Source organism: Domibacillus mangrovi (assembly GCF_001906925.1).
In the GTDB taxonomy this organism is placed as follows: domain Bacteria; phylum Bacillota; class Bacilli; order Bacillales; family Domibacillaceae; genus Domibacillus; species Domibacillus mangrovi.
In genome coordinates, this window is sequence record NZ_MRWQ01000031.1 from 1 (window position 1) to 11,649 (window position 11,649).

An 11,649-nucleotide genomic window follows, 5' to 3' on the forward strand; every position below is an offset into this window, starting at 1 on the left:
CGTTGGCGTTTATTTTGTTCAGTTTTCAAAGATCAATTTCATTCGTTGCCATCAACGACAGCTAATTAATCATACCATTTGATGATTTGAAAGTCAATAACTTTTTTGAAAATCACTATTCTTCAAAAGTATTTATTCATCAAACATTATTTAACAATTATATTTAAACCCACTCTAATGTAGTAGTGGAAAATCAATATAACATCTTTCAAGATATAAAGTCAACAATATTCGTTTGAAGTATTATTTACCAATAATCTTCGTCCACTTTAAATGTAAATTTATTTAAAATCATTTATATAAGCGACAATAAAAATAATACCATTTATCTAATAAAGAAGTCAACAAAAAACAAAAAATATTTACATCAATTATTACATAATTAACTTTCCATTTATAACCACAAAATGAATGACCAGTATATCTCTTATACAACAGTGTTTTTAAAAATATACGTACATGATCCTAAAACAAAGATCAATATCCCAAAAACCTCTTATTTCTCTTTTTTGACGTGTTTCTTCTATTATATATGTATACCCAATGTGCCTTTATAATCGCATAAATATTTACTATATTGAGAATAAAAAAACACATTACTATTTTTAGCGTAACAGATAGTGATGTGATACTTTTAAATAGTTAACTCTAGCTCTTACTCTTTCTGTCACTTGGGCTTTTATCCATCACATGAAAAACATTAAATAATTTTCTAATTCATTTCTTTTTTCTATAACCCCAAAAACAATTCCTGATAATTTTCATCTCACTCGTACATCGATTTTAGAATTAGCATTAGACTTTCCAGTACAAAAAGCCTTTAAATTATCCTATGAGAGAATTGCTTAATAAACAACTTTTACATTAAGGGAGTCATTCGCAAGTATCAACTAAAAAACATGACAAGCTATCTTTGTGAATTAACAGGTGTGAGTAGAAGTAGCTATTATGCATAGCTTCAAAACTCAGAGAAATACGCTACCGGTGCAGAGGACTACTTGCCTACAAAGGGACAGTGGGGTATCGTTGTCTATATATAACACTAGAAGAATTATTCGTGACGCCAATGAATCACATAAAAATTCTTCGTTTAATAAGTAAGTTTAATTTCTTTATGAAAGTAAGATGCGCAACCCCCTATAATTTAAATACTTGCTAATGGTCTTTCGATCAAATCCTGTTTCCTTGGCGATGGCTGTTTTGGACCTTCGCGAGAACGCCGTACTTTCACGCCCGAGTTCAAAAAACAAATGGTACAGCTGTACCAGAATGGAAAAACGAAAAGAGCCATTATTGATGAATATGGTCTGACTACGTCAACTGGTTCAACGAGCTGCGCATTCACGGAACACTAGGCTACGTAAGCCCTGTGGATTTTAGAGAAATGTCCCTTAAAAAGGTTGTATGATTAAGTGTTGACAATCCACTGTTTTGATGATTTTAAACGTGGCTTCTGCCACGGCATTGTCATACGGACAGCCTTTCATGCTGAGGGATCGGCCAATGTTGAAGGTCGCTAACGTCTCGTCGATCAATTGGTTTTTGAACTCGCTACCACGGTCGGTATGAAACAGCTGGATGTCACGCAGATCACCTTGAATCGAGGAAAAAGCCCGTGCGACAAGGTTTGCGTCTTTGTGCGGACCGGTGCTGAATCCTATGATTTCCCGATTAAAGAGATCGACAAAGACACATACGTAATGCCATTTATTTTGCACCCTGACGTATGTTAAATCACTTACGACTACCTTTTTCGCTTCATTCTGGGTGAACGCGCGGTTTAGTTCATTCGCCTGAATGGATTCATTACAAGGCGTTTTTTGTGGATTGAATTGTGCCACCGTATATGTCGACACAAGTCCTTGTTCGTTCATAATGCGACCGATCCGACGCCTAGATACTATATAGCCACGCTTGTACAGTTCAACTTTGATTTTCCGGGTGCCGTAGGCGTTTCTGTTTTGTTCGAAAATCTCTATGATGGCGCCCGTCACATCGTCTTCTGATGGGCGCTCTTTCGCTTCATAGTAATACGTACTTCGGGCTATTTGTAGGACGGTGCACATTGCTGATACCGAGTATTTGTCCTTGTTTCGTTTAATGACATTTACTTTCGTCCCATGATCAGCGCGGCTTGCTTTAAAATATCATTTTCCATCTTTAGCTGTTTTAGTTCCTTACGCAGTTCTAAAAGCTCCTGCTGTTCAGATGACCGGTTGTCTTTCTCTTTAAAGGAGCCGGACGTTTCATCCTGATGAATCCAACGGTCAAGAGAGGACGGAGTCAGATCATATTCGTCAATAATAGCTTGTTTGGTTTTTCCATTCTGGTACAGCTGTACCATTTGCTTTTTGAATTCAGGCGTGAAGGTGCGGCGTTCTCGCTTCGTCATATTTGGGACTCCTCATCTGTTTTAAGTCAAGTGTACGTGACCTTAATTTTTCTGTCCAGATAAGTGTAGACGATCTAATAATGTTATTTTTAAAATATGGTATACTTTTTCTCCTAAAATCCCTCTGTCTAAACAAAATAATAAAAACATATCGCCCTCAAGTTCATACTTTGGATTCCTGCTTCGATAATAGTTATTTAGTAACGATTCGTTTACAATTAGCATTGACTCGACGGGAGAATGCTATTATTTTTACCTCTACATTAAATTTTCATCAAAAATTCACTCATATATTCAAACTGTTTTTGTTGACGTTCAGTTAACTTATCCGCGACATAATTTTTTATTAACTCATCGAGAATAGCATATGTTTTCGTTTCGTCCATAAATTTTCCTAATACATTTATTTTCATGTGCAATTCAGCAGGAACTTTAATGGATTTCACAGCATTATTTCTTCCAACAACTGATTTTTTTTCTGTTTTCTCCTCATTATTAGACACCGTATTCACATTTTTAGTTTTTTTTGGCTGTTTATTAGGAACTACAATGTCATCTATTTTTAGATTCACCTCCATCTCTTTTGAAGGGGATTCTTTATATTTAAATGGATCTTTCGTTTGATTAAATTGGATAGGATCTGGTCTTGGTATTCCGTTTGGCTTTTTATTTTTTGTTTTGATCAAAGGACCTTTAATATTTTCACTATTATTCACCTGTTCCCCCCTCCTCCTCAAAATACTTAATATTTTCAAGCCGTTCGATGTTTTCCAACATTTCCTCAACTACTTTAATAAAGGTCTGATGAGCTCTCTTATCATGCTGATCTTGATTTGCAATGCCTGTTATATCCCATGCTTTTAAACGCTCAAGATGTTTTACATAATTCTCATATACGTTATCTTCACCGAATATTTCTTGCGCTCTCATGACCGTCGACTGATCTACGCGACCCCCGGCTCGCAACAATACTGGTAGAACACCAACTACTTGAATGTCTGCATTGTATTCATCTGCCATAAATTGAAGATACGATACATATGTTTCTGCTCCTTCAAGAGATAACTCCTGGGCCTGAAGAATAATCAAAACGTAATCAGCTGCCATCATTGCATTATCTGAATAATCACTAATAGTCGGAGGTACATCAATAAAAATATAATCATATTTATTTTTTATAGGCTCTAACAGGTTTTTCAAATATGTAATTTGATCAATATCTTTTTTGAATTTAGAATATAAGAATTTAGGCAAATTTTTAAACGTCACGTGAGCTGGTATCAAATCTAAATTTTCATGCATTTTCACTATAATGTTTGATAAATCTCCATTCTTGAACCCTTCAAATATTGTAGCATTTATATCTCCTATCCCAGAGGAGCGAGCTACAATGGTAGTCGCATTAGCTTGCGGATCCATATCGATTAATAGGACCTTTTTATTAAATTTATAAGCAAGTTCCCATGATGCCATAACAGCTACTTTTGTTTTACCTACTCCACCTTTAAAGTTTCCAACCACAATGGTTTTAGCAGCCATTTTTTTCTCCTCTTTAATTGTATTTTAAACATATTTCTACTTTTGTATATTTCAGATTTTAACATAAGTAGAATTATGTTTAAATCATTAATTGTAATGATTTATGAGGCTATTTGTATAAATACAGCCTTAATATCTCTCTTTTGAATTTGTAACATAAATGTAATATTTAAGGGTTTTTGAATATAATTTCTCGCATGGGTGGAAATTTCTACTTTTCCACTTTTGTTAAGGTATCCAACTTTCTCGCATGGGTGGAAATTTCTACTTTTGTTATTATTAGATTCTCTTTTTCCTTCTCTAAAGCGTTTTACAAGCTTGAAAAATTATTGTATGGTTGATTACAGAAATAAAAAAAAGCTGTTCCGCAACTTTAAAATTGTCGCTGGAAACAGCATGTAAACATTATGTATTTAGACTAAACTATAATAAACAACAAAATAGAAAAGGCAAAAGCGCGTTAAACAGGTGTTGGACGCACCCGTTTAACCGTTCACCGTGAAACGCCCACGGTAAACACTTGCTTTCACCAGAATACTTGTTTATGTCTGTATTATAGGATAAATAAACATTTTATTCAACGGAAAAGTCTATCCTTTTTAAGAAATTGAAAAGACGTGTTTACCGTAATCACCGGTAAACGCGTCTTTTTTGTTGTTATAAAAGGAGAGAAATTATATGTGTGAACATAAAATATTGACCCATAACGAATTCGAAAAATTACAACAGTATAAACCATATGCAATTAATCATGCAGAGCAACAAAAAACTAAACTAATACTTTTCAATCCAATCAAAGCAGCTTACGGTGATAAATTTTATCGTTTAAAAAAAGGTACGCAACAATCCATTGAGATGATCTGCTGGTTTGGCGCTGAAAAAGGATTCTGCTTTGCAAGCGCTGATTATTTTGCAAAACGTTTTAACGTTACAAATAAAACGATCCGCAACATATTTAAACAGCTTCGCGATTATGGCCTAATTTATACGGTATACCGCCGATCATCTATTCAAAACGGACTTGGAGCACCTATTCATCTATTTGTAAAACACCCATATTTTAGACAATGGATAAAGCTTCTTCAGTTGGGCCATTTCCAACCTGATTTCCATTCTGAAAATACGGAAATCCCTTGTGAGAGTAAGAATAATGAGTCAAAAAAAGATTCTACCAAGTATTTATCTTTTAATAAAAAGATTTTAAAGAACTTACGTAAAAAGATCCGTCTAGATGAATCATTTACACCCAAAAATGTCCCACAAAGATTTATTAAAGCCGTAAGTCCTTTTATTTCAGACGCAAAAGATATTTATGTACTTTGGAAAAAAGCCTTAATAACATATGGAAAATCCAACCTAGCTGATCCAATTGAATTTTACTTGGATATTACGATAGATGCATTTAAACAGACTGTATTTGCTCATAAGCAAAGAATTATCAAAAAAGACTTCAATGGCTATTTTTATGGAACACTTATGAATATGTTTATTTATCAAAAAAGAAAAGAATCGATCATTAGTCATCCTTACCTTTATAATTGGCTAGAAGATAAAGATTATGACGTTATTAAACAAAAAAATGAGAAACATAAAGAATCAACATTAATAAATAAAAATAAATATATTACAATATTTAAAAATGAAGATATACCATATTGAATTATTTGATAACACGCGTGTTGATTATGAATAATCTTCCATAAAGAAACGACAAAAAGGGCTGCCCTCTTGTAAAATGTAAGTACCACCCAACACTTTACAAGAAGAGGCATCCCTATGAAACAGAATACCATGTTCCCGAATGTGGTTCAAAAGTTTATTTCTGATGAAGAGATCCAGCCGTTGATCGAGCTGGTAGGCTACGAAGATACCGCACGCAAACTAACAGTTAAAACATTGATTCAGTACTTAGTGACGGCAGCCGCCTGCGAGTGGAAAAGCCTGCGCTACTGCGCAGATGTCGGTACGGCTGCTGGACTAATCGATGTCAATTATTCGACCTTGTCCAAAAAACTCGGCCAGCTGGATTATGCACTTATGAAGCAGGTTTTCGCATTGGTCGTTCGCAAATGCAATCGTGTTACACGGCGGACGATGAAGATTCCAAACCAGCTTCTGCTCGTCGATTCAACGACGGTAACCGTTGGAAAAATGCGTCTTCCATGGGCTGTTTACCATGGTAAACGTTCTGGCATCAAGCTTCACGTGAGCTTTGCGCTGGAAACAGGTATGCCGCTGGATGTGATCGAAACCACCGCTTGAAAACATGATGGACCCGTCGGCAGGCTTCTGGCTGACAAGCGTTTTGTTCTTGTAGAAGACCGTGCTTATTTTTCGATTAAGCATATGGATCAATACGTGATGGACAAACAAGACTTTGTGATCCGGATGAAAGAAAACGTCGAATTGTCCAATGTGAAATCACTCCAGCGTCTGCCACAGAAAGAGTCAAACGTGACCCGCGATATGACTTGCCGTCTTGGAACGGTTCAATCCCGTTCGGAGAAACGGAACCAGGTGGTCTTTTTCAAAGACCATGAAGGACGTGAAATCCGTGTGGTAACAAGCCTGCGGAATATATCCGCCGAAGTAATTGCCGACATGTATAAAGCTCGTTGGGCGATCGAATCCTTTTTCCGCTGGATCAAGCAGAACTTGAATGTGCCCGTGTTATTTGGCAGGACCGAAAACGCCGTGTACAATCAGCTTTTTGCCGCACTGATTGCCTATGTGCTACTCAAATGGCTCTATAATCAGACGAAAGTTTCCATTACTCATGACAAATTGTCCCTTGCCGGTTTTCAGCAAATGCTTCTTTGCGGTGCATATACCATATTGAAATATTTGATAATTATTTTTTGAATTTATCACTATGTACATAGTTCACATTTATTTTAGATAAATTTAGGTATGTCACAAGTTGTCCCACAAATTTCTCAATAGGATTTTAACATGAATATCTATTGAAATTAATTTTTATTTAATTAATATTACGCTTCGTAACTACTCATTTCATGCTGGATAGACCACGCTTTTGGGTAGTGACTTTAGCGTAAAACATATAGGCTTTTCATCGCTTCCTGATACACATCCAGGAGTAGTAACCCCTGTTTGCATACTGTTGATAATAAGGAACATACCGTGAAGCAAATCTGCTCGTCTTCTTTACTTCGGAAGAGCCCAGGGATCTTTTCCTTGACCCGGATCATGGCAAAGATCCCGTTCCCCTGATTGTTGTTAAACAGTACATGCAAATCAAGAAGATTTCGGGCCAATGTTCGATCATGCTTCTTCTCTGACTTCGCTGATGCTGCGTATAGAACACCGTCAGTGAATCGCTTGCCTGGCAGATAACTTGATCGTATACATCTTCAAAATAGCGAACCTGGGCATCTGGCAGTGTCAGCCGAGCTTCTAAAAATCGGCATCCTTCTTCATCTTGTTAAGGCGGCGAAGTACAAGCGCCTATACCTGTCCTTCCTGCTCATGAAGATACGTCAATTCACGTAAAATATGGGCTTTGCAGAGTGCGTGCCGCCGGCAATTCGTATATGGAAAATAAGACTGCTACACATCGTGTATCACGATTTCTTTATAGGCCGAAAAAAACGATGGCATCTATCGCCTCACGTCCATGTTTTAGATGAAGGGAATAAGACGTTTCACCCGCTGTGTCATACAATACACATAAACCCATTGACGCTTTGTCAGCACATCCATGCTGCTTGAGCAGGGTAACACTTCGACGGATGATGTTCCCCAAAAGTGCCCTGGCTCAAGGAATATCCAGACTACTTCCACTGTCCGGTCATAGAACAGGAGCTGACCATGGTGAAGATAGACAAGCAGCGACTGCACACCTAGCTTCCATACTGGACCAGGTGCTGAAAAAGGAGCTGTCTGGATGAACTGGCAGCACGGGCACTGCTTCTGTTTAGCCTGATGCTCAGCCACTTCTTTTTCAAACCGTTTGAAGATGGTCGCATGTGACTGTTTCGATTGCCCAATCAGTGTAGCTTGTCTTTCAATCATAACGATCAGCTCTTTTTTTTGACAGCTGTTCCAGCGACATTGAACCGGCTCCTTCCTCAGTGGCTTTTTTCAATCTATACCCCAAAAAATAACTTACGTTTATCTTGTCAAATCCATGTGGACAAAGACATAACCATTCGACCCATTATGATAGTAACGAAATCCTATATAGCTGTAGGTCCAAGGCCAACAGCTTAATACTGCTTTCCATCTCTTTGACACTACTTGATTCTCAACACTAAATCAGATAGCTTTTTTAATGTAAATACTTCAATCCACAACTGTAGCTATGGAAATGTCCTATCAAAGTTGATCCATATAATTTTCAAATTAGGATGCAACATTGAATATTTATATTATCGCGCACTTCAAGAAAACCAGGACTTAGGTAACGAATTAGAGAATGTATTTCATCAAAACGAATAAAAAAGAACCGAGTAGAATAGAATGAAGCATAATAGAGTAGTTTTCTTCCAATCTTTAAAACCTATATTTACTTCTCGTATAAAATAAAACAGTCTATGGCCATCTTTATTATATAGAATACTTTTATATGAAAAGGAGCGATGATGAGTGAAACAGCGTCAAGATGCTTGGTCTAAAGAAGATGATCTATTGCTTGCTGAAACTGTACTCCGGCACGTTCGAGAAGGAAGCACACAGCTAAATGCGTTTGAAGAAGTTGGGGACCAACTAAACAGAACTTCTGCAGCTTGCGGTTTTCGATGGAATGCGGTCATACGGCAGCAATACGAGAAAGCACTAGACTTAGCTAAAAAACAGCGGAAACAACGAATTCAGCTACTTAAGACGAAAAAAAGGAGAAAAAAGGAAGATTTATACAAGATACCAGGGCCGATTGAAACAACAGCTGCACAATCTATTCAACTTGATCAAGATCAAAAACCGCTCGCAATTGACGAAGTGATTGGTTTTTTACGTAGTATAGACGCATCATATGATATAAAAAAAGAGAATGATAGGCTGCGTATTGAGTTAGAAGCAGTAAAAAATGAAAAGAACGTTTTGGAAAAGAAACTATGTCATCTTGAAAAATCGGCCTTAACTATGCAGGAAGACTACGAAACAATGATGAAAATTATGAATCGTGCACGTAAACTTGTTGTATTAGATGAAGATGATTCATCACGTTCATCTTTCAAAATGGATATAAATGGTAATTTGGAGAAAATAGCTGAATAAAAGCGCCTAACAATTATTCATAGTAAACTATTTTTTCTTTTCATAAACTTTTTAATAAAATTTCCGAACGCAGGACCCCATCCACAAGAAATTTGAAGAGTATAGCTCAATAAGTAGGATGGGGAAGAGTTTGGATAGGTATCAGCCTAAATATAAAGCACAGTATACTTGTACAGGACACTCTTTGAAAACTGATTTTTCAAATGTGAAAACAAGTAGATCTTAATAAATAAAAGCTTTATCAAATATAGTATTTATTGATATTTTCTTTAAGTAGTTTCGATGAATAATAGAGGATCACTCGTATTTTTAGATAAAACCTTGTTTTAATTACGTCAGTAAAATAAGAAAACGACAGGTGACATAGAATAAATATAGGAAGGAGTAAGTTATATGTTAAAAAATGGGGATTGGATTATTACTCAGATCGATAATTATCACGTAATCGGTTTTATTGAGAATATTTCTGAAGTACGCAACGAAGTGTTTATCACAAAGGTAGCGAATTATGTTGATGGTGTGACGCAATCGATAAAACCAACACCAAGACTATTTACCGTAGACCGTGTTGAAAAGCTCAATTTAACATTTGAAAAGGAGGATTGGGATTGTTTGATTGATCTAGCGATTCAGACTGGTGATGAGGAATGGTTCGAGCAACTAGCTAAAAGAATGTTACTTGATGTACAAGGCAAAATAAAAACACGTTCAACTTACTCTAAGCCTAATAGCTTTTAAAAGTAAGGGCTTGTAAATGATGGTCCTCTAGTAGAGGTAGTATCCCATTCTGATCAAGCTAACAACGTAAACTACTGGATATGTAGCGATTCTTGTTCCACGATTAGTGAGTAGAGGAAAATAGGCTTAAAAAATAAGTTCCGTAAAATAAGCGGCTTGTCCCTGAAATTCCGTCATTTTTACATGACACTGAGAATGTCAAAGAATGTAGAATGATGGCGAGTTCATTTATGCCACTTGTCATTGCTTGAACCCGTAATGAAAAGTAGTTCTTAATCATGTAAATTGCCTTATAGCTACTCAGCTCTTGCTCGTTCTTCTCCAGCAGGAGCTGTCGTATGTAAAACCTCGTGGAAGAACAGATGTGAATGCTCGCGGAGTAAGTCTAAACATATTCAGTTGTTTTTCACGGTTCATATTCTGTTTCTCCTCTTTTTTAATAAATATTTGAATTTTACATAATGTTAACTAAGTAAATCATTGTTTTACATTTCTATTCTACTTACCTATCATCAAAGTATAAATGTAAAAAAGGTGATATAACAGATTATTGAAAACAGCTTACAAAGCTAATTGATAACAAAAACCATTGTTTCTAACAAATGACGCAGAAGGATTCTGATATAAAAAAAATTTGATAAAAAAATCGCAAAGCTTTTTGAAAGAAGTACTTTTCAGCCTATTTGTCTCTGGCTTTACTGAGATATAAATCAATCGTGTTTCCTTTGGAATCCACTGCGCGATACAGGTACATCCATTGCCCTTTTACTTTGATATACGTTTCGTCGACTCTCCAAGAGTTAGAGTTATTTGTTGGTATGAGATGATGCCGTACTCTATCATCTAACTCCAGACTATATTGATGAACCCAACGCATGATCGTTGTGTGGGCCATTGATAAGCCGTGTTCCCCCACCGTCTCCACTTACTTGAATAAATCATCCTTTTACATACGGATCATCTCCTTTTTAGAGTAGCTTAATATCAGTATGTCCATAAGTTAGAGATGACTTGCAATTGTCTTAAATTTTTCGCACCAGAACCCTACACTAGACAATGAATCAATGAAAATCAAATGCAACACAATAGCTATGATGTTTCATTGAAAACGCTCCAGATTCTAAAGATCTGGGGCGTTTTTTGGCTACTTATACTTTAACTAATGATGTTTTATGTAAAGAAACTTGTAAAAAACACCCTATACATCGAAGAAATAGGCTTTTTCTCTTTAAATTAGTGACGTTTTTAAAAAGATAGTTAAACGAACTATACCACTATTTTACAAAAACATAAACTATAGAAGTCAAGTTATAAATTATTTTTTAGCTTGTACAAATGTTAGGAAAAGAGGTTACTAAATGAGTCATTGGAAGTGTAAGTATTGTAACTATGAGAGTAAAAAGCCTAAAAAGCACTGCAAACGATGCAATGCTTATAATCCCTGGAGAAAGGAGGAGAGTAACATGTGCAAAGATCACGATGATAAGAAAGATAAATGTGACAAAGAGATAGAAGATTTGGATCAGGATATATTATCAAACGCCGAGCTCCATGCCGATTTGAAAGCCGATGCTGACGCGAAAGCAAAAGCGAAAGCCGATGCTGACGCTGATGCTGACGCCGATGCCGATGCCGACGCTGATGCCGACGCTGATGCCGACGCTGATGCCGACGCCGATGCCGACGCCGATGCTGACGCCGACGCTGATGCCGACGCTGATGCCGATGCCGATGCCGACGCCGAT

General features: G+C 36.6%; 9 protein-coding genes and 5 pseudogenes. 8 read left to right on the forward strand and 6 right to left on the reverse strand.

Features of this window, described 5'->3' with window-relative positions; genetic code table 11:
• Nucleotides 1-863: 863 nt before the first annotated feature.
• Both BLL40_RS18285 and BLL40_RS18290 read left to right on the forward strand, forming a co-directional pair.
• Nucleotides 864-1,141 (forward strand): annotated as a pseudogene (locus tag BLL40_RS18285) (IS3-like element ISBsp3 family transposase); the annotation flags it as partial.
• A 159-nt stretch (nt 1,142-1,300) separates the two neighbouring features.
• Nucleotides 1,301-1,408, forward strand: a complete 108-nt coding sequence (locus tag BLL40_RS18290; protein WP_073712929.1) for an IS3 family transposase — start codon at nt 1,301-1,303, stop codon at nt 1,406-1,408.
• Nucleotides 1,409-1,427: 19 nt separating this feature from the next.
• On the opposite strand, the pseudogene BLL40_RS16395 reads toward BLL40_RS18290, so the two are convergent.
• From BLL40_RS16395 to BLL40_RS16410, 3 genes and pseudogenes are all read right to left on the reverse strand, one after another.
• A pseudogene (locus BLL40_RS16395) lies at nt 1,428-2,392 on the reverse strand (IS3 family transposase); the annotation flags it as partial.
• A 263-nt stretch (nt 2,393-2,655) separates the two neighbouring features.
• Nucleotides 2,656-3,108, reverse strand: coding sequence for a hypothetical protein (locus BLL40_RS16405; RefSeq protein ID WP_073712923.1), 453 nt, complete (start codon nt 3,106-3,108; stop codon nt 2,656-2,658).
• Nucleotides 3,101-3,931, reverse strand: coding sequence for an AAA family ATPase (locus tag BLL40_RS16410; RefSeq protein WP_073712924.1), 831 nt, complete (start codon nt 3,929-3,931; stop codon nt 3,101-3,103). The genes BLL40_RS16405 and BLL40_RS16410 overlap by 8 nt, the downstream gene beginning before the upstream one ends.
• Before the next feature lie 678 nt (nt 3,932-4,609).
• On the opposite strand from BLL40_RS16410, the gene BLL40_RS16415 reads away from it, so the two are divergent.
• From BLL40_RS16415 to BLL40_RS17935, 3 genes and pseudogenes are all read left to right on the forward strand, one after another.
• A complete protein-coding gene (locus BLL40_RS16415) occupies nt 4,610-5,590 on the forward strand; it encodes a helix-turn-helix domain-containing protein (protein WP_073712925.1) in 981 nt (326 codons plus the stop codon).
• A 117-nt stretch (nt 5,591-5,707) separates the two neighbouring features.
• The gene (locus BLL40_RS17930) at nt 5,708-6,193 is read left to right on the forward strand and encodes a hypothetical protein (RefSeq protein WP_245797987.1); all 486 of its coding nucleotides are present in this window, start codon (nt 5,708-5,710) and stop codon (nt 6,191-6,193) included.
• A 15-nt stretch (nt 6,194-6,208) separates the two neighbouring features.
• A pseudogene (locus BLL40_RS17935) lies at nt 6,209-6,793 on the forward strand (IS4 family transposase); the annotation flags it as partial.
• A 777-nt stretch (nt 6,794-7,570) separates the two neighbouring features.
• On the opposite strand, the gene BLL40_RS16425 reads toward BLL40_RS17935, so the two are convergent.
• Nucleotides 7,571-7,963, reverse strand: a complete 393-nt coding sequence (locus BLL40_RS16425) for a hypothetical protein (RefSeq protein ID WP_073712926.1) — start codon at nt 7,961-7,963, stop codon at nt 7,571-7,573.
• A 573-nt stretch (nt 7,964-8,536) separates the two neighbouring features.
• On the opposite strand from BLL40_RS16425, the gene BLL40_RS16435 reads away from it, so the two are divergent.
• Both BLL40_RS16435 and BLL40_RS16440 read left to right on the forward strand, forming a co-directional pair.
• Nucleotides 8,537-9,166: an RsfA family transcriptional regulator gene (locus BLL40_RS16435; protein ID WP_073712927.1), complete on the forward strand. Its 630-nt coding sequence runs from the start codon at nt 8,537-8,539 to the stop codon at nt 9,164-9,166.
• 393 nt (nt 9,167-9,559) lie between these two features.
• Nucleotides 9,560-9,904, forward strand: a complete 345-nt coding sequence (locus tag BLL40_RS16440; RefSeq protein ID WP_073712928.1) for an IDEAL domain-containing protein — start codon at nt 9,560-9,562, stop codon at nt 9,902-9,904.
• Nucleotides 9,905-10,103: 199 nt separating this feature from the next.
• Here BLL40_RS16440 and BLL40_RS18295 read toward each other — a convergent pair.
• Together BLL40_RS18295 and BLL40_RS16445 are read right to left on the reverse strand one after the other, a co-directional pair.
• Nucleotides 10,104-10,274: pseudogene (locus BLL40_RS18295) on the reverse strand (IS4 family transposase); the annotation flags it as partial.
• 312 nt (nt 10,275-10,586) lie between these two features.
• Nucleotides 10,587-10,829 (reverse strand): annotated as a pseudogene (locus BLL40_RS16445) (DDE-type integrase/transposase/recombinase); the annotation flags it as partial.
• A 538-nt stretch (nt 10,830-11,367) separates the two neighbouring features.
• Between BLL40_RS16445 and BLL40_RS16450 the strand changes: the two are divergent.
• On the forward strand, nt 11,368-11,649 hold a 282-nt coding region (locus BLL40_RS16450; RefSeq protein WP_216820195.1), incomplete at its 3' end, for a hypothetical protein.